Source organism: Kitasatospora sp. NPDC056651 (assembly GCF_042792155.1).
Taxonomy (GTDB): domain Bacteria; phylum Actinomycetota; class Actinomycetes; order Streptomycetales; family Streptomycetaceae; genus Kitasatospora.
The window spans coordinates 17,994-38,701 of sequence record NZ_JBHTWX010000072.1 but is presented as its reverse complement, the minus strand read 5'-3'; the positions used below and the strand labels follow the sequence as shown (position 1 = coordinate 38,701).

General features: G+C 73.8%; 19 protein-coding genes. 2 read left to right on the top strand and 17 right to left on the bottom strand.

Annotated elements, in window-relative coordinates; all coding sequences use genetic code 11:
- Positions 1 to 34: 34 nt before the first annotated feature.
- The 15 genes from cobT to ACFRAR_RS25520 all read right to left on the bottom strand — a co-directional run bounded on the left by cobT (position 35) and on the right by ACFRAR_RS25520 (position 19,032).
- Complete coding sequence (cobT, locus tag ACFRAR_RS25590; protein WP_380700520.1) at positions 35 to 3,997, bottom strand: nicotinate-nucleotide--dimethylbenzimidazole phosphoribosyltransferase; 3,963 nt, start codon at positions 3,995 to 3,997, stop codon at positions 35 to 37.
- Positions 3,998 to 4,532: 535 nt separating this feature from the next.
- On the bottom strand, positions 4,533 to 5,786 hold the full coding sequence (cbiE, locus tag ACFRAR_RS25585) for a precorrin-6y C5,15-methyltransferase (decarboxylating) subunit CbiE (protein WP_380700519.1): 1,254 nt from the start codon (positions 5,784 to 5,786) through the stop codon (positions 4,533 to 4,535).
- A 197-nt stretch (positions 5,787 to 5,983) separates the two neighbouring features.
- Positions 5,984 to 6,649, bottom strand: coding sequence for a GNAT family N-acetyltransferase (locus ACFRAR_RS25580; protein ID WP_380700518.1), 666 nt, complete (start codon positions 6,647 to 6,649; stop codon positions 5,984 to 5,986).
- Between the two features lie 217 nt (positions 6,650 to 6,866).
- Complete coding sequence (locus tag ACFRAR_RS25575) at positions 6,867 to 7,691, bottom strand: MetQ/NlpA family ABC transporter substrate-binding protein (RefSeq protein WP_380700517.1); 825 nt, start codon at positions 7,689 to 7,691, stop codon at positions 6,867 to 6,869.
- A gap of 57 nt (positions 7,692 to 7,748) precedes the next feature.
- Positions 7,749 to 8,477 (bottom strand): methionine ABC transporter permease, encoded by a 729-nt coding sequence (locus ACFRAR_RS25570; RefSeq protein WP_380700516.1) that lies wholly within the window; start codon positions 8,475 to 8,477, stop codon positions 7,749 to 7,751.
- Positions 8,474 to 9,514 (bottom strand): methionine ABC transporter ATP-binding protein, encoded by a 1,041-nt coding sequence (locus ACFRAR_RS25565; RefSeq protein ID WP_380700515.1) that lies wholly within the window; start codon positions 9,512 to 9,514, stop codon positions 8,474 to 8,476. Before ACFRAR_RS25565 ends, ACFRAR_RS25570 begins: the two co-directional genes overlap by 4 nt.
- Positions 9,515 to 10,064: 550 nt before the next feature.
- The gene (locus ACFRAR_RS25560) at positions 10,065 to 10,565 is read right to left on the bottom strand and encodes a GNAT family N-acetyltransferase (protein WP_380700514.1); all 501 of its coding nucleotides are present in this window, start codon (positions 10,563 to 10,565) and stop codon (positions 10,065 to 10,067) included.
- A gap of 205 nt (positions 10,566 to 10,770) precedes the next feature.
- The gene (locus ACFRAR_RS25555; RefSeq protein WP_380700513.1) at positions 10,771 to 11,028 is read right to left on the bottom strand and encodes a hypothetical protein; all 258 of its coding nucleotides are present in this window, start codon (positions 11,026 to 11,028) and stop codon (positions 10,771 to 10,773) included.
- Positions 11,029 to 11,165: 137 nt separating this feature from the next.
- Positions 11,166 to 12,590: an argininosuccinate lyase gene (gene argH / locus ACFRAR_RS25550; RefSeq protein WP_380700512.1), complete on the bottom strand. Its 1,425-nt coding sequence runs from the start codon at positions 12,588 to 12,590 to the stop codon at positions 11,166 to 11,168.
- Between the two features lie 113 nt (positions 12,591 to 12,703).
- Positions 12,704 to 13,252, bottom strand: coding sequence for an arginine repressor (locus ACFRAR_RS25545; RefSeq protein WP_380700511.1), 549 nt, complete (start codon positions 13,250 to 13,252; stop codon positions 12,704 to 12,706).
- A gap of 23 nt (positions 13,253 to 13,275) precedes the next feature.
- Entirely contained in the window at positions 13,276 to 14,481 is a 1,206-nt protein-coding gene (locus ACFRAR_RS25540; RefSeq protein WP_380700510.1) for an acetylornithine transaminase, read from the bottom strand.
- Positions 14,478 to 15,353, bottom strand: coding sequence for an acetylglutamate kinase (gene argB, locus ACFRAR_RS25535; protein ID WP_380700526.1), 876 nt, complete (start codon positions 15,351 to 15,353; stop codon positions 14,478 to 14,480). Before argB ends, ACFRAR_RS25540 begins: the two co-directional genes overlap by 4 nt.
- Positions 15,354 to 15,431: 78 nt before the next feature.
- Positions 15,432 to 16,604 carry a bifunctional glutamate N-acetyltransferase/amino-acid acetyltransferase ArgJ gene (gene argJ / locus ACFRAR_RS25530; protein ID WP_380700509.1) on the bottom strand — a complete coding sequence of 391 codons (1,173 nt, stop codon included), beginning with the start codon at positions 16,602 to 16,604 and terminating at the stop codon, positions 15,432 to 15,434.
- Positions 16,601 to 17,629 carry an N-acetyl-gamma-glutamyl-phosphate reductase gene (gene argC, locus ACFRAR_RS25525; RefSeq protein WP_380700508.1) on the bottom strand — a complete coding sequence of 343 codons (1,029 nt, stop codon included), beginning with the start codon at positions 17,627 to 17,629 and terminating at the stop codon, positions 16,601 to 16,603. The genes argJ and argC overlap by 4 nt, the downstream gene beginning before the upstream one ends.
- Before the next feature lie 191 nt (positions 17,630 to 17,820).
- The gene (locus ACFRAR_RS25520) at positions 17,821 to 19,032 is read right to left on the bottom strand and encodes a methyltransferase (protein ID WP_380700507.1); all 1,212 of its coding nucleotides are present in this window, start codon (positions 19,030 to 19,032) and stop codon (positions 17,821 to 17,823) included.
- Between the two features lie 81 nt (positions 19,033 to 19,113).
- Here ACFRAR_RS25520 and ACFRAR_RS25515 point away from each other — a divergent pair, with 81 nt between their 5' ends.
- Both ACFRAR_RS25515 and ACFRAR_RS25510 read left to right on the top strand, forming a co-directional pair.
- Positions 19,114 to 19,539 carry a VOC family protein gene (locus tag ACFRAR_RS25515; protein WP_380700506.1) on the top strand — a complete coding sequence of 142 codons (426 nt, stop codon included), beginning with the start codon at positions 19,114 to 19,116 and terminating at the stop codon, positions 19,537 to 19,539.
- Positions 19,532 to 19,909, top strand: a complete 378-nt coding sequence (locus ACFRAR_RS25510) for an RNA-binding S4 domain-containing protein (protein ID WP_380700505.1) — start codon at positions 19,532 to 19,534, stop codon at positions 19,907 to 19,909. The genes ACFRAR_RS25515 and ACFRAR_RS25510 overlap by 8 nt, the downstream gene beginning before the upstream one ends.
- 6 nt (positions 19,910 to 19,915) lie before the next feature.
- Here ACFRAR_RS25510 and ACFRAR_RS25505 read toward each other — a convergent pair whose 3' ends face one another.
- Positions 19,916 to 20,422, bottom strand: coding sequence for an FBP domain-containing protein (locus ACFRAR_RS25505; RefSeq protein ID WP_380700504.1), 507 nt, complete (start codon positions 20,420 to 20,422; stop codon positions 19,916 to 19,918).
- Positions 20,423 to 20,519: 97 nt separating this feature from the next.
- Complete coding sequence (locus tag ACFRAR_RS25500; protein ID WP_380700503.1) at positions 20,520 to 20,654, bottom strand: hypothetical protein; 135 nt, start codon at positions 20,652 to 20,654, stop codon at positions 20,520 to 20,522.
- Positions 20,655 to 20,708 lie beyond the last annotated feature (54 nt).

Here is a 20,708-nt window from a genome sequence, read left to right as displayed (position 1 = left end):
CTCGGGCCGGACCGCGGAGCGGTGACGGGATGCGTCAGGCCTTCTCGGTGACCCCGGCGGAGTCGAAGGTGGCTACATCGTGCATCGCCCGGGCCGCGCTCTGCACCAGCGGCAGGGCCAGCAGGGCACCGGTGCCCTCGCCGAGCCGCAGGTCCAGGTCGATCAGCGGCCGCAGACCGAGCTTCGCCAGCGCGGCCTGGTGGCCGGGCTCGGCGGAGCGGTGGCCCGCGATGCAGGCGGCCAGCACCTCGGGGGCGATCGCCTTGGCGGCCAGCGCGGCCGAGCCGGCGATGACGCCGTCCAGGATCACCGGGGTGCGCAGCGAGGCGGCGCCCAGCAGGAAGCCGGCCAGGGCGGCGTGCTCCAGGCCGCCGACGGCGGCGAGGACGCCGACCGGGTCGCTCGGGTCGGGCTGGTGCAGGGCCAGCGCGGCGCGGACGACCTCGATCTTGCGGGCGTGGGTCTCGTCGTCGATGCCGGTGCCGCGGCCGGTGACCTCGGCCGGGTCGAGGCCGGTGAACACCGAGATCAGGGCCGCCGAGGCGGTGGTGTTGGCGATGCCCATGTCGCCGGTGACCAGCGCCTTGTTGCCCGCCGCGACCAGGTCGCGGGCAGTCTCGATGCCGACCTCGATGGCCTTGAGGGCCTCCTCGCGGGTCATCGCCGGGCCCTGGGTCATGTCGGCGGTGCCGGGACGGACCTTGCGCGGCAGCAGGCCGGTGGCGCGGCCCTGCTGGACGGCGTCCGGCAGCTCGGCGGCGACGCCGACGTCGACCACGCAGACCTCGGTGCCGATCTGCTTGGCGAAGGAGTTGATCACCGCTCCCCCGGCCAGGAAGTTCCCGACCATCTGGGCCGTGACCTCCTGCGGCCAGGGGCTGACGCCCTGGGCGTGCACGCCGTGGTCACCGGCGAAGACCGCCACGCAGGCGGGCTCCGGGATCGGCGGCGGGCACTTGCGGGACAGGCCGCACAGCTGGGCGGAGATGATCTCCAGCATGCCGAGCGAGCCGGCCGGCTTGGTCATCCGCTTCTGCCGGTCCCAGGCCTCGCCGAGCGCCTTGGCGTCCAGCGGCCGGATGCCGCGCAGGGTGTCGGCGAGCAGGCTCTGCGGCTCCTCGCCGGGCAGCGCGCGGTTGCCGTACTGCTCCTCGTGGACGACCCAGGACAGCGGGCGCTTCTTCGCCCAGCCCTGCTGCTCCAGCTCGGGCTCGTCCGGGAACTCGTCGACGAAGCCGACGCACAGGTAGGCGACGACCTCCAAGTGCTCGGGCAGGCCGAGCTCGCGGACCAGCTCCTCGTCGTCGAAGAAGCTCACCCAACCGACGCCCAGACCCTCGGCGCGGGCGGCCAGCCAGAGGTTCTCGACGGCCAGGGCCGCCGAGTACGGGGCCATCTGCGGCTGGGTGTGGCGGCCCAGGGTGTGCCGGCCGCCGCGAGTGCGGTCGGCGGTCACCACGATGTTGACCGGGGTCTCGAGGATGGCCTCGATCTTGATTTCCTTGAACTGCTTGGCCCGGCCCTTGGGCAGCGAGTCCGCGTACGCCTCGCGCTGGCGCTCGGCCAGGGCGTGCATCCGCTTGCGGGTCTTGGCCGAGCGGATCACCACGAAGTCCCAGGGCTGGGAGTAACCGACGCTGGGCGCGGTGTGGGCGGCCTCCAGGACGCGGATCAGCACCTCGTGCGGGATCGGGTCCGGGCGGAAGCCGTTGCGGATGTCGCGGCGCTCGCGGATCACCTGGTGGACGGCGTCGCGGCCGGCCTCGTCGAAACCGGGGGCGGCCGGACCGCGCGGCTCGGCGGGCTCGGCGGGCTGCTCGAGCTCGGCGGGCTGCTGCTCCGGCTGCTCGGCCTGAGGCTCCTGCGGCTCCTGCACCCCCTGCGGCTCCTCGGCGGCGGGCTGCGCTTCGGCGGCCTGCTCCTCGGTGGGCTCCTCGACGGCGCCCTCGGCGGGCGCGGCCTGCTCGGCGGCGGCCTCCTCGACGACGGGCTGCTCGGCGTCGGGCTGCTCGGCGTCGGGCTGGGCAGCCTGCGGCTCCTCGACGGCTCCGGCGGCGGCCTCGGCAGCGGGTTGCTGGACGGGCTCGGCCTCGGTGGCGGCCTCCACGACGGCGGCGGGCTCGGCTTTGGCCGCGGCGGGCTCGGCTTGGGCCTGGGCCTGCTCGACGGGGGCCTCGGCCTCCGGGGTGGCGGCGGGCTGCTCGGTGGGCTGCTCGACGGCGCCCTCGGTGGGCGCGGCCTGCTCGGCGGCGGGCTGCTCGACGTCGGGCTGGGCAGCCTGCGGCTCCTCGACGGCTCCGGCCGGTTCCTCGGCGACCGGCTCGGCCAGCTCGACCACGGCAGCGGCGTCCGTGGGGGCCTCGGCGGCCTGCTCCACGGCCGGCTCGACCGACTCGGCGGGCGCCTCGGCCGGGACCTCGGCCTGCGGCTGCTCGCCCTCGGCGGCGGCCTCGGCGACCGCCTGGCCGGACGGCATCTCACCGGTGCCCGCGGCGGTCTCGGCCACCGGCTCGGTGACCGGTTCCGCGACCGGTTCCGCGACCGGCACGGCACCGGCCTCCGGCGCGGTCTCGGCCGGGTGGGCCTGCTCCACGGCCTGGTCGGCCGGAGCGGACTCGGCACCCGCCACAACCCCGGCGGCCTCGACGACCTGGGCAGCCTCGACGACCTCGACGGCCTGCGGCTCGTCGGCGGCCGCTATCGGCGCGGTCTGCTGCTGGGCCGTCTCCTCGACGGCCGGAGCCTGCTCGGCCGCCGCGATCTTGGGCAGGCCGTGCGAGGTGGGGGCGGCGAGGAAGGCGGAGATCCGCCGCGGCTGACCGGCCGGGGCCGCGGCCTCGGGCTGCTCCGCCGACGCGGCGGCGACACCCTCGGCGGCGACGGGCTCGGCGGTGACTCCCTCGGCGGCGACAGGCGCGGCGACGGGTGCGGCGGCCGCCTCGGCCACCGGCTGGGCGGCGACCTCGATCGGGACCGGCTGGGCCACGACGGCCTCCGCGGTGACCTCAGGGGCCGTCACGACCTGGGCGGTCTGGGCGACCTGGACCGCCTCCGGCGTCTCCATCACCTCGATCACCTCGATCGCCCCGACCGTCTCGACGGCCAGCACGGCCTCGACCGGCGGCGAGGCGAGCGGCACCTGCTGAGCCTGGTGGGCCTGCTCGATCTGCTCGCCCTGGTGAACCTGCTGGACCTGCTGGACCTGCTCGGCCTGCGGGAAGTCCTGAGCCTGCGGCACCTGCTGCCCGTCCACGACCGGAACCCCGGGAACCCCAGGGGCCACCGGAACGGCCTGCGGCACCGCGGCCTGCACCGGGGCGACGCCCTCGGCCACCGGCGGGCGGCCGACCACCGGGATGCCGTGCGCCGGCGTGCCGCCCTGCGAGGGGCCGCGGTCGGCGAGCGAGCGGACCGGCACCTGGCCGGTCATCAGCGACGGGTCCGGGATCGGCGGGCCGGCGTGCAGTGGGCGGCGCGGCTGCTGAGCCTGCGTCACCGGCTGCTGGACCTGCGCCTGCATCTGGACGGGCTGCTGCTGGACGGCGTGCTCGGCGCCGAACACCGGCGGGTCCACCGGCGGCCAGGACGGCTCGACCGGGGTGCCGTCCGGCTGCGGAGCGGCCGCCACCGGCTCGCCCCAGGAGCCCTGCGGGCCGGGCATCAGCAGCACGTCGTCATCGTCGTCCAGGCCGTCCGGCGTGTCGGGCTGGTCGAGGAAGTGGAAGGCCGGGCGCGGGGCGCCCTGGTCGACGGCCCAGCCCTCGCCGGGAACGCCGTAGCCGTGCTGGCCCTGCGGCGGGATGACGCCGGCGCCCGGGGGCACCACACCGGGGACGCCGCCGATCGGGGCCGCCGGGTTCGGGATCACGCCGCCGTCCGTCGCGACGCCCTGGAGGGGTGCAACGCCCGCGGCGCCCTCCGGTCCGCCGAGCGGGTCCGGCCCGGCGTTCAGGTGCTCCGGCATTCCCTCGCCCGGGACGTGGCCGCCATCGGTCATTGTCAAAGCTCCTTCCAGGCCGCTGCCGCGCCCTCGGCGACGCGATCACCGATCGCAACGCCCATCCGCGCGGGCCGAACCTGCACCGACCCGCCCCTAACCACGTGCGGCCGCCGCGCCGTGGCGCTGCGGCCCAAGTCCATCCGGTGCGCTGCGGCACCCCGGCCCGGCGCACCGCCCACCCGGGGCGGCACATCGTCTGAAACAACGACAACCCGGGGCAACCGGCACGACCGCACCGGACCCTACGGCATTCTCCAGGTCCGGCACGAGGCCCGTCGAATTGCCCACACTCCGAGCAGAAGCGGGTTGCACCACGTCAAAAAGGTGACAAACCGACTGAATCGGGTGGGACGCCGACCGTTGCGGCCACCAGGACGTCACACTACCGGCCCGGTGCGGTCACCTATCGAATCGGTGTCCGGATGCGACCTGGATCACCGTCGGCGCCACCGGCGGTCCCGGGGCACACTCCGGACGGGCCCCGGGTGTGCCCCGGGTGTGCCCCAGGTGTGCTGCGGGTGTGCGCGGGGCTTCACCCGATCTGCTCACCCCAGAGCACCAGTGCGCCGCTCCCGCCCGCCCCCAGGGCCAGTTCGTCGTCCTCCCCCACCGGCCGCAACGGGGTCGCCTGGAGCAGCGCGCCGTCCGCCCGGTACCCGGCCCCGACGATGGCCCGGCGGACCTCCTGCGCCTCGCCGAGGGTCCGGGGCAGCGCGACGAAGCGCTCGGGGCGGCGGGCCAGCACCGCGCGCACCACGTCGGGCCCGCCGGACTCCACCACCACCGCGTCCGGCTCCGGCAGGCCGCCCAGCACCTCGGGGCCGCTCCCGTGCACGGCCTCCACCTCGACGCCGTAGCGGCGGGCGTTGACGGTCAGCCGGGCGCAGGCCGAGCGGGAGGCCTCGACGGCGACCACGGCGGCGCCGAACCGGGCCGCCTCCACCGCGAGGGCGCCGCTGCCGGCGCCGACCGACCAGACCAGGTCCCCGGGGCGGGCACCCAGCCGGGCCAGCACCAGGGCGCGTACGTGAGCGGGCAGTGCCTCCGGCGCGCCCGCCTCGCCCTCCGTGCGCCCGGCGGCCGCGTAGGCATCGCCGGGGAGCGCCCAGCCACGGTCCGCGCCGGGGTAGCCGACCGGGCGCCCGGCGAGCCAGCCGGCCGCCTCGTCCACCGCGGACTGGGCGGTGCCGCCGATCACCAGCACCACGTTGGGGTCGCGCCACACGTGGTCGGCGATCCGGTCGGAGGTGAGGACGGTGACGGCCTCGTCCGGGGTGCCGAGGGCCTCGCAGACCACGAAGGTCCGGTGCACCCCGCGCAGCATCAGGGCGAGTTCGGTGGGCCCGGCGCCCGGCGCGGTGAGCACCGCGACCTTGGGGTGGGCCCGGCAGATGTTGGCCGCGCGGCGCAGCCGTCCGCCGTGCGCGCTGACCACCTGGGCGTCCTCCCACGGCATGCCGGCCCGGGCGAAGGCGGCGGCCACCGAGGAGACGGCGGGCAGCACTTCCAGTTCGAGGCCGTACTCGGGGCGGCGCAGGGTGCGCACCACGCCGAAGAAGCCGGGGTCGCCCTCGGCGACCACGACGGCCGCGCCGCGGTGCTCGGCGATCCGGCGGGCGGCCTGCCGGACGTTGCCGAGGGCGATCCGCTCGGCGGACTCCGGCACCGGGAGGGCGCTCAGTTGGTAGGGGGCTCCGGCCACCAGGGTCGCCGCGGCGAGGGCCGCGCCGGCGGCCTCGGTCAGCGGTGTGCCGTCCCACCCGATGACCGTGATCCGGTCAGCCATCTGCGGCCGTTCTCCCTCGACTCGGTGCGGCACTCGATCCGCCGTCGTGCGGTGCCGGTGCCGAGGCTACCGGGTGCGATACCCGGGAACCCGACATCTCGTACACATGTCCGCGCCGGGTGAACGGACAGGTGGACATACAGGTGAACCGACGGGCCGACAGCCGGACGGACGGACCGGGAGGGGATCCGGCCGGCTCAGTCGCGCAGCACGTAGCGGCCCTCGCCGTGCCAGCCCGCGTGCTGCAGCTCCGGCGTCTCCAGGTCCTCCGGGAGCAGGCTCCACAGGATCAGGTCGCTGCGGCTCTCTCCCCCGGCCCGGCGGCCCGCGGGCGCCTCCAGGGCCGCCTCGGCGGCCCCCTCCCGGACTATCCAGGCGCTGCGCAGCACGCCCTCGCTGATCCCGCCGACCTTCTGGGCGACCTGCTGGGCGGCGGTGTTCCCGGCGGCGGTGCGCAGCTCCAGGCGCAGGAAGCCGCGGTCCTCGAACAGCCACTGGGCGACGCCGAGGACGGCCTCCGGGGCGTAGCCCTCGCCGCGCGCCCAGACGGCGGTGACGTAGGAGATCTCGGTGCTGCGCAGCCGCCAGTCGGTGTTGCGCAGCTCGACCAGGCCGACCAGGCGCTGGGTCAGGTGCTCGGTGACGGCGAAGACGATGCCGCGCCCGGCGGTCCGGTGGGCGGGGGCGAGGGTGCGGGCGAGCTCGGTCGCGTACTCCTCGGTGAAGGGCTGCGGCAGGTCCGTCCAGGCGGCCACGAGGTCGTCGGCCATCATCGTGGCCAGGCCGGGGGCGTCGTCCTCCGCAAGGGGTCGCAGCAGCAGCCGATCGGTGCTGATGGCGGTCTCGGGGAAGCTCGCTGCCATGCCGTCTCTCCTCGCCGGGTCGTGAACACAACACCGTACGCCTCGGTCGTGCTCCGGGTGCCACACGGTGCGCCCGCCCGCACGACGGTACGTCAGATCGAACGACGGTGTGTCAGGTGGCGGCCGGCCGGGTCGTCCCTGGTGCATACTGCCCGACCGGGCCCCCGCCGAGGTGCGGCGGGGGCCCGGTCGGGTCGGGACGTGGTGCGAGCGCGGCTCAGAAGGCCGGGATGACGGCGCCCTGGAAGGTGTCGTCGATGTACTTCTTGACCTCGGCGGAGTGCAGCAGCTCGGCCAGCTTCTTCACCCGCGGGTCGTTCTCCTTGCCCTTCTTCACGGCGAGGATGTTGGCGTACGGGTTGTTCTCGGCCTTCTCCAGCACCAGGGCGTCGGTGGTCGGCTTCAGGCCGGCCTCGATCGCGTAGTTGCCGTTGATGACGGCGGCGTCCAGGTCGGAGATGGAGCGGGGCAGCTGGGCGGCCTCCAGCTCCTTCCACTTGAGGTTCTTCGGGTTGCCCGTGACGTCGGCCGGGGTGGCGGCGGTGCCGGCGCCGTCCTTGAGGGTGATCAGCTTGTTGTCGGCGAGCAGCTTGAGCGCGCGGCCCTCGTTGGTGGCGTCGTTGGGCAGGCCGACGGTGGCGCCCTCCGGCAGGTCGGCGAGCGACTTGACCTTCTTGGAGTAGGCGCCCAGCGGCTCCAGGTGGACGGTCTCGACCGAGACGATGTCCGTCCCGTTCTTCTTGTTGAAGTCCTCCAGGTACGGCAGGTGCTGGAAGTAGTTGGCGTCGGCCGAACCGTCCTGCACCGCCGTGTTGGGGGTCACGTAGTCGGTGACCTCCTTGATGTCGAGCTTGAGGCCCGCCTTCTCCGCGAGGTTGTCCTTGACGAACTTCAGGATCTGGCCGTGCGGGGTGGGGGTCGCCGCGATCTTGAGCGGCGCGTTCGGGTCCGAGGAGGAGGACCCGGAGCTGCCGCAGGCGGCGAGCGAGAGGGCGACGCCGGCGGTGGCGAGGATGCTGGTGAACTTCAGGGCGTTGCGCACGAAAAGTGCCTTTCTGCGTGGAACGGGGAGCCGCGTCCGGGGTCGGACGAGGGAGGTCTAGGGGGCGACGAGGTCCTCGTCGGCGGCGGGGCGCTGGCGGGGCAGCAGGCGGGTGCGTCCGCCGCTGCGGCCCCGGCCGTTCAGCCGGCGCACGGCGTAGTCGCCGGCCAGCTGGATCACGGTGACGATGACCGCGATCTCCGCCACGATGATCCACATGAAGGAGGTCTCGAACCGCAGGTAGCCGTACCGGTACGCGAGGTCGCCGAGACCGCCGCCGCCGACCGTGCCGGCCATCGCCGAGTAGCCGATCAGCGCGATGACCGTGGTGGTGACGGAGGCCACGATGCCGGGCAGGGCCTCGGGGACCAGCACCTTGCGGACCAGCGTCCAGGTGCCGCCGCCCATCGCGTGGGCGGCCTCGACGAGGCCGCGGTCGACCTCGCGGACGGAGGCCTCCACCAGCCGCGCGAAGAACGGGATGGCGCCGACGGTCAGCGGCACGGTGGCCGCCTGCCAGCCGAGGGAGTTGCCGGTCAGCCAGCGGGTGAAGGAGATCAGCGCGATCATCAGGATGATGAACGGCATCGAGCGCGTGAGGTTCACGATCGCGCCGAGCACCTTGTTCACCGGCTGGTTCTGGAGCACGCCGCCCTTGGCGGTGAGCACCAGCAGCACGCCGAGGGGCAGCCCGAGGAGGACGGTGCAGAGGGTCGATACGCCGACCATCTGGAAGGTCTCCCGGGTGGCGGGCCACATCAGCTCCTGCATCTGGTCCCAGGTCATGCCACCGCTCCGTTCGCCGTGCCGATGCCGTTCGAGCCGAGGACGTCCACCTGGAGGCCCTGCTCGCGCAGGTAGCCGATCGGCACCACGTTGTCCTGGTGGCCGCCGGGCAGCTCCACCCGCATCCGTCCGACCATCCGGCCGGCGATGGTCTCCACCGCGGCACCGAGGATGTTGATGTCGATCTGGTAGGTGCGGGCGAGCTGGGAGACGAACGGCTGGGCCGAGCTGTCACCCTGGAAGGTGATCTCCAGCACGGTGGAGCCGGCCCGGCCGGTGCCGAACTCGCTGAGCGGGAACAGCTCGCGGGCCAGTTCCGAGCCGGGCTCGGCCAGCAGGTCGGTGAGTTCGCCGGACTCGACCACCCGGCCGCCGCGCATCAGGGCGGCGGAGTCGCAGACGGACTTGATGACGTCCATCTCGTGGGTGATCAGCAGGACGGTGAGGCCCAGCTGCTGGTTGAGGTCGCGCAGCAGCTTGAGGATCGAACGGGTGGTCTCCGGGTCGAGCGCCGAGGTGGCCTCGTCGGAGAGCAGCACCTTGGGGTCGCCGGCCAGCGCCCTGGCGATGCCGACGCGCTGCTTCTGGCCCCCGGAGAGCTGCTGGGGGTAGCTGCGGGCCTTGTCGCCGAGGCCGACCAGGTCGAGCAGTTCGGCGGCCTTGCGGCGGCGCTCGGTGCGGTCCAGTCCGATGATCTCCAGCGGGAGTTCGACGTTCTGCTGGACCGTCCGCGAGGAGAGCAGGTTGAAGTGCTGGAAGACCATGCCGATCCGGCGGCGGGCCTCGCGCAGTTCCTTGCCGGCCCGGTTCTCGCCACCGGGCAGCGCGGTCAGGTCGACCCCGTCCACGGTGACCGTGCCGGAGGTGGGGCGCTCCAGCATGTTCACGCAGCGGATGAGGGTGGACTTGCCGGCACCGCTGGTGCCGACGACTCCGTAGACCTCGCCCGGGCGGACGTGCAGGTCGACGCCGGCGAGGGCGGTCACCTCGCGGCCTCGGGAACGGTAGACCTTCGTCAGGTCCGTGGTGGTGATCACAGCGGCTTTCCGTGGGTCGGGGGCGCGCGGCGCGAGTCGGCCGGCCGACCGGCTGTGCGGTCGGCGGCGGCGTCACGGCGCTGCGCCGGGGGGATCCGGACCTGTCACCCCGAGGGCGCGGACGCGGCCGGTGGGGCCGCGCGACGGCGTGGCCCTGACAGGTCACGGCGCCCGCGGGTGGGCGGGCACGCCAGGGGGACGGGTACGGGAGGAGCGGCGCGCTCGCACGGGCGGGAGCGGCGCCGGAGTCTCGCTTCGGGGCGCGAGGGGGAGGCACCCTCGACAGGGTGCCCGGGGGCGGTGGCCCTCAGCAGTGACACATTCGACGGCACATGGCACACTCACCTGCCGGCAGCGTGCCGGTGGGGGTCCAGTTCGTCGTCGCAGTCATGTGAACCAGTAAAACAGATGGGCGGAATTCCGCCCAATTCTTTTGCCGTTGCCGTCCGCAATGCGGACACCCGGTGCCGTGACCAGCGCGGATACGTTTCGGCGCCGCCACCGGTGATCCGGATGGTGGCGGCGCCGAGGAGCGTGCGGGGCGGCGGGCTCAGGCCGTCGCGGCGAGCGGCGCCGTGACGTCCTTCTCCAGGTGGACGACGCTCAGCCGGCCGCTGACCTGTTCGACCCGGGTCTGGCGGTACCCCTGCCGAGCGTACAGGCGCAGGTTGCCGAGGCTGCGGTGGCCGGTGAACAGCCGGTAGGCGCTCACCGGCCCGTCCTGGGCGAGGCGGCGCTCCAGGGCGTCCAGCAGCCGCCCGCCGAGGCCGTGGCGCTGCATCCGCGGGTGGACGACCAGGCGCCCTATCCGGCCGACACCGTCGTCGCCGATGCGGCCGCGGACGGTGCCGACGACCTCGTCGCCCAGCCGGGCGACCAGGAAGTGCTGCTCGGACAGTTCGGCGCGCAGGCTCTCCAGGCTCTGCGTCAGGGGCTCGATCGCCCAGTCGCCGTACAGCTCGGCCTCGGGCTGGTAGCCGAGGTACTGGAGCTTGAGGATCTGCTCCGCGTCCTCGACCTCAGCAGCCGAGATGATCACGCTCATGCCCATGTGGAGGGGCCTCCCCAGTCGTCGTGCGCGGCGCGCAGAGGGTGGCGCGCTCACGCTCAGTATCCGAGCGATCGCGCCACCGTCAAGAGCTGCGTTCGCCAGCGCTCTACCCGGGTGTCAGCTCCGCTCAACCTTCCGGGGGGCGGACGTGAGGAGGGTCACCCCTTGTGCCGCACGGGATCCGGCCGGGCCGCACGGGCTCCGCTCAGGGGTAGCGCTCGGAGTGGAGCAGCATCCGCAGGCAGGCCAGACAGCGGGAACGGGTGGGGCCGATCGAGCCACGGGGCATGCCGAGCCGCTCGGAGAGCTCACGGTAGGTGGGCGGCGGGTCCTCGGCAAGGGCCGCGACCAGCTGCGGGCAGCGGCCGGGCAGGGCGGCGACGGTCTCGCGGACCACGCGGCGGCGGCGGTCGGCGAGGTAGACGTCCTCGGCGGACGGGACGGGTGGGAGGGCTGTGCACACACCGTGCATGACGGTCCGGAGCGGGGCCGGTTACGCCCGGGCCGGGGCACGGACGCCACAGGGGCGCGACGGTCGTACCGCCGCGCCCCTCTCACGCCGTGCCGGGGGTCGGCCCCGGGACGGGCCCCGGCGACGGGTCAGCGCTTCGCCCACTCCTGCTGCCGCGCCATATCCGCCTTCACCTCGGCGAGCTGGACCGCGACCGCCGAGGGGGAGGTGCCGCCGCGCCCGTCACGGGAGGCGATGGCGCCGTGGACGCTGAGCACCGAGCGCACCTCGGGGGTCAGGTGCCCCGAGATCGCGGCGAACTGCTCGTCCGTCAGGTCGGACAGCTCGATGCCCTCGGCCTCGCAGACCTTGACGCAGGCGCCGGCCACCTCGTGCGCGACCCGGAACGGGACGCCCTGCTTGACCAGCCACTCGGCGATGTCGGTGGCGAGCGAGAACCCGGCCGGGGCCAGTTCCTCCAGCCGCTCCCGGTGCACGGTGAGGGTGGCCATCATCCCGGTGAACGCGGGCAGCAGCACCTCCAGCGTGTCGCAGGAGTCGAAGACCGGCTCCTTGTCCTCCTGGAGGTCCCGGTTGTAGGCGAGCGGCAGCGCCTTGAGGGTGGCCAGCAGGCCGGTCAGGTTGCCGATCAGCCGGCCGGACTTGCCGCGGGCGAGCTCGGCGATGTCCGGGTTCTTCTTCTGCGGCATGATCGAGGATCCGGTGGAGAAGGCGTCGTGCAGCGTGATGAAGCCGAACTCCTTGGTGTTCCAGATGATCACCTCCTCCGCGATCCGGGAGAGGTTGATGCCGGTCATCGCGGTCACGAAGGCGAACTCGGCGACGAAGTCGCGCGAGGCGGTGCCGTCGATGGAGTTGCCGACCGAGCCGCCCTCGAAGCCGAGGTCGGCGGCGACGGCCTGCGGGTCGAGGCCGAGCGAGGAGCCGGCCAGAGCCCCGGAGCCGTACGGCGAGACGGCGGTGCGGGCGTCCCACTGGCGCAGCCGCTCGGCGTCCCGGCCGAGGGCCTGCACGTGCGCGAGGACGTGGTGGGCGAAGAGCACCGGCTGGGCGTGCTGGAGGTGGGTGCGGCCCGGCATCGCGGTGTCCGGGTGCGCCTCGGCGAGGCCGACCAGGGCCTCCTGGAGGTCGACCAGCAGGCCGCCGATGATCTTCGCGTGGTCCCGCAGGTACATCCGGAACAGGGTGGCGATCTGGTCGTTGCGCGAGCGTCCGGCCCGCAGCTTGCCGCCGAGGTCCGGGCCGAGGCGCTCCAGCAGCCCGCGCTCCAGGGCGGTGTGCACGTCCTCGTCGGCGACGGTGCCGGTGAAGGTGCCCGCCTCGACGTCGGCGAGCAGCCGGTCCAGGCCGGCCAGCATGCCGGCCAGCTCCTCGTCGGAGAGCAGGCCGGCCTTGTGCAGGACCCGGGCGTGGGCCTTGGAGCCGGCGATGTCGTACGGCGCGAGGCGCCAGTCGAAGTGGACCGAGGCCGAGAGCCTGGCCAGTGCCTCGGACGGGCCGTCGGCGAAGCGCGCGCCCCAGAGGCGGACGTCGGCGGACTGCTGGGCGGTCATCGCTGGCTCCTTCACACTTGTGCAGTAGGTGGCATAATTATGCATGACTCCGTATGAAACACAAAACCCCGGCCGACGGGTCACCGTCGGCCGGGGTTCGGCGGGGAAGCGGACTACTGCGCCTTGGCCTGGGCCAGCTGCATGAGGTGGTCGGCGAGCGCCTGGCCGCCGGCCGGGTCGCGGCTGATCAGCAGGACGGTGTCGTCGCCGGCGATGGTGCCGATGATCTCGAACACCTCGGCCTGGTCGATCGCCGAGGCCAGGAACTGGGCGGCGCCCGGCGGAGTCCGCAGCACCACCAGGTTGCCGGAGGCCGTCGCGGAGACCATGAGCTCGCCCGCCAGCCGGGCCATCCGGCCCTCGCTGGCCGACTCCCCCATCGGCGCCCGGGGCGTGCGGTCGCCCCCCTCCGCCGGGACGGCGTAGATCAGCGCGCCGTCCCGGTTGCGGATCTTGACCGCGCCCAGCTCGTCCAGGTCCCGGGAGAGCGTGGCCTGGGTCACCACGAGACCGTCGTCGGCGAGCAGCTTGGCGAGCTGGCTCTGCGAACGCACGGGCTGGCGGGTGAGCAGGTCCACGATCCGCCGGTGGCGCGCGGTGCGGGTCTGCGGGACCTGCGGCGTCGCGCCGGTGGAGGATGCGTCGGGGTTGGATGCGGTCATGTGGTCATTCTCCCGGACGACGGTCAGCTCGCATCGGCCGGGGCGCCCTCGCGCACCGACCGGAGGATGCCCGGCAGCGCGGCCAGGAAGGCGTCCGCCTCCTGCTCGGTGAGCACCAGCGGCGGGATCAGCCGCACGGCGTTCGGGACGGCGGCGTTGACCAGGAAGCCCGCCTCCTGGGCGGCGGCCTGGATCTTCTCCGAGACCGGCTCGGTGAGCACGATGCCGAGCAGCAGGCCGGCGCCGCGCACGTGCGAGACCAGCGGGTCGCCGATCGCCTCGATGCCGGTGCGGAGCCGGTCGCCGATCTTGTGGACGTGGTCCAGCAGACCCTCGGCCTCGATGGTGTCCAGCACCGCGAGGCCGGCCGCGGCGGCCACCGGGTTGCCGCCGAAGGTGGTGCCGTGCTGGCCCGGGGTGAGCAGCTCGGCGGCCTCGCCGAAGGCCAGCACGGCGCCCATCGGCAGGCCGCCGCCGAGTGCCTTGGCGAGGGTGACGACGTCCGGCTCGACGCCCTCGTACGCCTGGTGGGCGAACCAGTGGCCGGTGCGGCCGATGCCGGTCTGGACCTCGTCCAGGACCAGCAGGGTGCCGGTGGCCCGGGTGATCTCGCGGGCCTCCTTCAGGTAGCCGTCCGGCAGCGGGATCGCGCCGTTCTCGCCCTGGACGGGCTCCAGGAAGACGGCGGCGGTCTCGGTGGTGACGGCCGCGCGCAGCGCCTCGATGTCGCCGAAGGGGACGTGGGTGACGTCACCGGGCAGCGGCAGGAAGGGGTTGCGCTTGCCGGGCTGGCCGGTGAGCGCCAGGGCGCCCATGGTCCGCCCGTGGAAGCCGCCCTGGAGGGCGACCACGTGGGTGCGGCCGGTGCGCCGGCCGATCTTGAAGGCGGCCTCGTTGGCCTCGGCGCCGGAGTTGCAGAAGAACACCCGGCCGCCCTCGCGGCCGTCCAGCTCCAGCAGCCGCTCGGCGAGCGCGATGGTGGGCTCGGCCATGAAGAGGTTGGAGACGTGGCCGAGGGTGGCGATCTGCCTGCCGACCGCCTCGACGATCGCCGGGTGGGCGGTGCCCAGGGCGTTGACGGCGATGCCACCGAGCAGGTCGGTGTACTCCTTGCCGTCGGCGTCCCAGAGCTTGCACCCCTCGCCGCGCACCAGCGGGACGCGGGGGGTGCCGTAGTTGTCGGTGAAGGAGTGCTGCCAGCGTTCGGTGAGCTGCTCGTTGCGGGTCATGCCAGTCCCCCGGTCACGGTCGGTTCGTCGCCCGGCACGACCATCGTGCCGATGCCCTCGTCGGTGAAGATCTCCAGCAACAGGCTGTGCGGGACCCGGCCGTCCAGCACGCGGGCGGTGCCCACGCCGGAGCGGACGGCGTGCAGGCAGCCCTCCATCTTGGGCAGCATGCCGCTGGCCAGGCCGGGCAGCAGCTTCTCCAGCTCGATCGCGGTGAGCTGGCTGATCACGTCGTCGGAGTTCGGCCAGTCCTTGTAGAGGCCCTCGACGTCGGTGAGGACGACGAGCATCTCGGCGTCGAGGGCGACCGCCAGGGCGGCGGCGGCGGTGTCGGCGTTGATGTTGTAGACGTGGCCGCCGGCGCCGCGGGCGATCGAGGAGATGACCGGGATGCGGCCGTCGGCGATCAGCGCCTTCACGGCACCGGCCTCGATGTTGACGATGTCGCCGACCAGGCCGATGTCGACCTGCTCGCCGTCCACCACTGCGTAGCGCTTGACCGCCGTCATGGTGTGGGCGTCCTCGCCGGTCATGCCGACCGCGAACGGCCCGTGCTCGTTGAGCAGGCCGACCAGCTCGCGCTGGACCTGGCCGGCCAGCACCATCCGGACCACGTCCATGGTCTCCGGGGTGGTCACCCGCAGGCCGTTGGTGAAGCTGGACTCCAGGCCCAGCTTGTCGAGCTGGGCGCTGATCTGGGGGCCGCCGCCGTGCACCACGACGGGGTGCAGGCCGGCGTAGCGCAGGAAGACGACGTCCTGGGCGAAGGCGGACTTGAGCTCGTCGTCCACCATGGCGTTGCCGCCGAACTTGATCACGACGGTCTTGCCGTGGAAGCGCTCCAGCCACGGCAGGGCCTCGATCAGCGTCATGGCCTTGGGCAACGCGGTGTTGTTGCGGGCCTGTTCGCCCTTGGGTGCGATCTGCACGGTTCCGGTGTCCTTGTCGGATCAGGTGGAGTAGGCGCTGTTCTCGTGAACGTAGTCGGCCGTCAGGTCGTTGGTCCACAGCGTGGCGCTCGCCGTACCGGCGTTGAGGTGCGCGGTGATGACCACCTCGCGGCCCTTCATGTCCACCAGGTCGCGGTCCTCGCCGACGCCGCCGGACTTGCAGACCCAGACGCCGTTGATGGCGACGTCCAGCTCGTTCGGGTCGAAGGCGGCGGAGGTGGTGCCGATCGCGGCCAGCACCCGGCCCCAGTTGGGGTCCTCGCCGTGGATGGCGCACTTGAGCAGGTTGTTGCGGCTGATCGTCCGGGCGACCTCGACCGCCTCGTCCTCGGTGGCGGCACCGGTGACGTCGATCCGGATCTCCTTGCTCGCGCCCTCGGCGTCGCCGATCAGCTGACGGGCCAGGTCACCGCTGACCGTGCGGACGGCCTCGGCGAACTCGGCCTGCTCCGGGGTGATGCCGGAGGCCGCGGAGGCGAGCAGCAGCACGGTGTCGTTGGTCGACATGCAGCCGTCGGAGTCGATCCGGTCGAAGGTGGTGCGGGTGGCGCCGCGCAGCGCGGTGTCCAGGGCGGCGGCGTCCAGGTCGGCGTCGGTGGTGAGGACGACCAGCATGGTGGCGAGGCTGGGGGCGAGCATGCCCGCGCCCTTGGCCATGCCGCCGACCGTCCAGCCGGCCGGGCTGGTGTACTGGGCGGTCTTGTGCACCGTGTCGGTGGTCTTGATGGCGATCGCGGCGGCCTCGCCGCCCGTCCCGCTGAGCTCGCCCGCGGCCAGGTCGACCCCGGGCAGCAGCAGGTCCATCGGCAGCCGGACGCCGATCAGGCCGGTGGAGGCGACGGCGACCTCGCCCGCGTCGAGGCCCAGCCGCGCGGCGGCGTGCTCGGCGGTGGCGTGGGTGTCCTGGAAGCCGAGCGGGCCGGTGCAGGCGTTGGCGCCACCGGAGTTGAGGACGACGGCGGCGACCTGCCCGCCCTTGAGCACCTGCTCGGACCAGAGCACCGGTGCGGCCTTGACCCGGTTGGCGGTGAAGACGCCGGCCGCGGCGAGCGAGGGGCCGTCGTTGACCACCAGGGCCAGGTCGGGGTTGCCGGAGGCCTTGAGGCCGGCCGTCACCCCGGCGGCGCGGAAGCCCTTGGCGGCGGTCACGCCGACGTTGCTGCGCCGGCTCACGGTGCGACTCCGTTCACGGGCAGGCCGAGCTCCTCGGGCAGGCCCAGTGCGATGTTCATGCTCTGCACCGCACCGCCGGCGGTGCCCTTGACCAGGTTGTCGATCGCGCTGATCGCGATGATCCGCCCGGCGGCGGCGTCCAGGGTGACCTGGACCAGGGCGGTGTTGGCGCCGTAGACGCTGCTGGTCTGCGGCCACTGCCCCTCGGGCAGCAGGTGGACGAAGGGCTCGTCCGCGAACGCCTCGGTGTAGGCGGCGCGCAGGCTCTGGGCCGTCACCCCGGGCTTGGCCTTGGCCGAGCAGGTGGCGAGGATGCCGCGCGGCATCGGGACGAGGGTGGGCGTGAAGGAGACGGTGACGGCCTCGCCCGCGAGCGGGGTGAGGTTCTGCGCCATCTCCGGGGTGTGCCGGTGGACGCCGCCGACGCCGTACGGGCTGACGCTGCCCATCACCTCGCTGCCCAGCAGGTGCGGCTTGGCGGCCTTGCCGGCACCGGAGGTGCCCGACGCGGCGACCACCACGGCCTCCGGCTCGGCGAGCTGCGCGGCGTACGCGGGGAACAGCGCCAGGGAGACGGCCGTCGGGTAGCAGCCCGGTACGGCGATCCGGTTGCTGCCCTTCAACGCGTCGCGGTGGCCCGGGAGTTCGGGCAGGCCGTAGGGCCAGGTGCCGGCGTGCGCGGAGCCGTAGAACTGCTCCCAGTCGGTGGCGGCCTTGAGCCTGAAGTCGGCGCCGCAGTCGATCACCAGGACGTTCGGGCCGAGCTCCTCGGCGACGGCGGCGGACTGGCCGTGCGGCAGCGCCAGGAACACCACGTCGTGGTCGGCCAGCACCTCGGGGGTGGTGGGCTCCAGGACGCGGTCGGCGAGCGGGAGGAGGTGCGGCTGGAGCGCGCCCAGCCTGGTGCCCGCGTTCGAGCCGCCGGTCAGCGCCCCGATCTCCACCTCCGGGTGGCCGAGCAACAGGCGCAGTACCTCGCCGCCCGCGTATCCGCTCGCGCCGGCGACGGCGACTCGCAATGCCATGGCGTTCCTCCTTGGTCTCGGCATGAATATACGCGCGGTAGAAAATTCATGCAAGGAGTCCGTGTCGGACCCCGCCCGTGTCGGACCCCGCCCGGGGCGGGATCGCCCGGCGGGGGGTCGCCCGGCGGGGGGTCGCCCGGCGGGGACCGGACGGCTCGGCGGGGGCGGGGTCGCCCGGCGGAGTGGCCCGGTCAGCGCTTGACGGCCCGCAGCACCACGAACTTGGGGTTCCCGGCGACCAGCCGGCAGTTGCCGAAGAGCCGGCGCAGCTTGACGTGGTAACCGAGGTGGCGGTTGCCGACCACCCAGAGTTCCCCGCCGGGCCGCAGCGCCCGCTTGGCGCCGGTGAACATCCGCCAGGCGGTGGCGTCGGTGGTCGCCTGGTGGGAGTGGAACGGCGGGTTGTTGAGCACCAGGTCCACCGAGCCGGGGGCGACCGCGTCCGCGGCCAGCGCGTCGGCGGTCAGGAACTCGGCCGGGGCATCCGGGCCCAGGTTGGCGCGGAAGGTCTCCTCCGCGGAGGCCACCGCCTGGTGCGACTCGTCCACGAACACCAGCTCCGCGCCGGGCCCGGCCAGCGCGGCGGCCGTACCGACCACGCCGTTGCCGCAGCCGAGGTCGACCACCCGGGCGCCGGGGGCGGGGGCGGGCAGGTGGGCCAGGAAGAAGCGGGTGCCGATGTCGAGCCGGTCCGCGCAGAAGGTGCCCGCGTGGTTGACCACCGTGCGGCCGGAGACGGGGCCGATGTCCGACGGCAGTGCATAGCGGTGCGGCCACGGGTTGGGGCCGGGGGCGAGCGCCGGGTCGGGGGTGCAGAAGACCAGCCGGGCCTTGCGGACGGCCGGCGAGGTGCGGGTCGGGCCGAGGATCCGCTCGAACAGCCGGAGGGTGGAGGTGTGGATCTCGGTGACCATGCCGGTGCCGACCACCACGGTGCCGGCGTGCAGCGCCGGGGCGAGCCGGTGCAGCTGGTCCTCCAGCAGGGCCAGGCTCTTGGGGACGCGCACCAGCAGCACGTCGATCCGCTCCGGCGGGGCGTCCCGGGTGGTGCGCAGCCGGTCCTCGTCGATCTCGGCGCCGGCCCGGGCCAGGTTGGCCAGGGTGGCCTGCCGGCCGAGGTGGGAGTCGGTGATCTGGATCGGCCGGTGCCCGGCGAGCGCGGTGGTGAGCGCCCCCCAGCGGTCGCCGAGGACGGCCACCGTACGGCCGGCCAGCTCCGTCGCGGCGCCGGCGGCGCTGTCCGCCTCCCCCGCGAGGTGCCGCAGCAGGTACTCGTCGGCGGCGTCCCAGGCCCGCAGCCGCTCGCGCGGGTCAGCGGGGAAGCGGGTGAGCTCGAAGGTGCCCCACGGGGTGGCGAAGGCGGTGTCCGGCGGGGTCGCGGCGGGCGTGGTCTGGGGATTCATCGTGTTCTCAGGCTATCGGACGGCTCCCGGCGGCGATTACGGACGGATACTGGAAGGGCCCGACCGAGAGGGGTGAGGGCGATGGAGTGGAGACTCGAAGTCGTGGTGGTCCCGGTGTCGGACGTGGACCGCGCGAAGCTCTTCTACGAGGAGCAGGCCGGGTTCACCGTCGACCACGACACCCGGCTGCGGGACGGGATCCGCGTCGTCCAGCTGACTCCGCCCGGCTCGCCGTGCTCGATCGTGGTCGGCACGGGCGTCATCGACGCCCCGCCCGGGTCGGTCAAGGGGCTCCAGCTGGTGGTGCCGGACATCGAGAAGGCGCACGCCGAACTGGCCGCGCGGGGCGTGCAGGTCAGCCCCGTCCAGCACTTCGTGACCGGAGGCCGGGTGGACGGGCACGGCGAGGCGTGGAACAACTTCGTGTTCTTCAACGACCCGGACGGCAACGGCTGGGCGGTGCAGGAGGCGCCGTCCGCCGTTTCGGTAGGCTCCGGGAATGGCTGAACACGAGGGAAGCGTGCGGGTGGACAGCTGGATCTGGTCGGTCCGGCTGGTCAAGACGCGGGCGCTGGCGGCGGCGGCCTGCCGCGCCGGGCACGTCCGGGTGAACGGCGAACGGGTCAAGCCCGCGCAGGCGCTGAAGCCCGGGGACGAGGTCCGGGTCCGCGAGGAGGGGTACGAGCGGGTCGTGGTGGTGCGGCAGCTGATCCGCAAGCGGGTCGGCGCCGTGGCGGCCGCGGAGTGCCTGGTCGACAACAGCCCGCCGCGGCCGCCGCGCGAGTTCGTCGCGGCGGCCGGGCTGCGGGACCGCGGGACCGGGCGGCCGACCAAGCGGGACCGCCGCGAGCTGGACCAGCTGCGCGGGCCGAACTGAGCGCGGTCAGCCGAGGGTGTCGGTGAGCACCCTGGCGAGGAACTCGCCGAGGTTGCCCACCGTCCGCTCGACCTGCTCCTCCACCGGCAGCGACTCGTTCGGCCGGGTGACCAGGGTGGACTTCTTCAGCCCGCGCACGTAGAGCGAACAGGCCAGGTCGGCGCAGATGTACGTGCCGACCGTGTTGCCCTCGCGACCGGCCGCCCCGGCCCGGCGGGCGGCCAGCAGCGCGACGCCCGACCCGGCGTGCGCGGTGATGCACAGCGAGCACACGTTGGTCTTGGTCAGGCTGCGCCGCACCATCGTCGAGCGCAGCGTCACCCCGACCGGCTCGCCCTCGTACGGTGCCACCAGGTACGCCCGGTCGGGTGCGCCCTGGTCCCGCCAGCCGAGGAAGTCCAGGTTCTCCCAGGGGAGTTCGGCCAGACCCCGGGGCAGGTTGAGCCGACGGGCCTCGCCCTTGGAACAGTTGACGAAGGACGCGCGGATCTCGTTCTCACTCAGGGGTTCCATGCGCGGAAGCTAACACCGGCCCGGCCGCCGTGTCGCGCCGATTTCTCCCGGCACTTGACCTGGTGGGCCGCCTGTCACGGACCCGGCGGGCCGCCCGCTACCGGAGCGGGTGGGCGGCCTGGACGGCGAGCCGCCGCGGGGCGTCCTCGCCGATGGCGGTGAGCAGGTCGTCCAGGGCGAGGAACGCCTCCCAGCGCTCCCGTCCGCCGGCGGCGGCGAGGCGGTCGACCACCCGGTCCTCCAGGTCCCGGACCCGCTTGTTCTTCCACGCCTTGTCGGCGAGGCT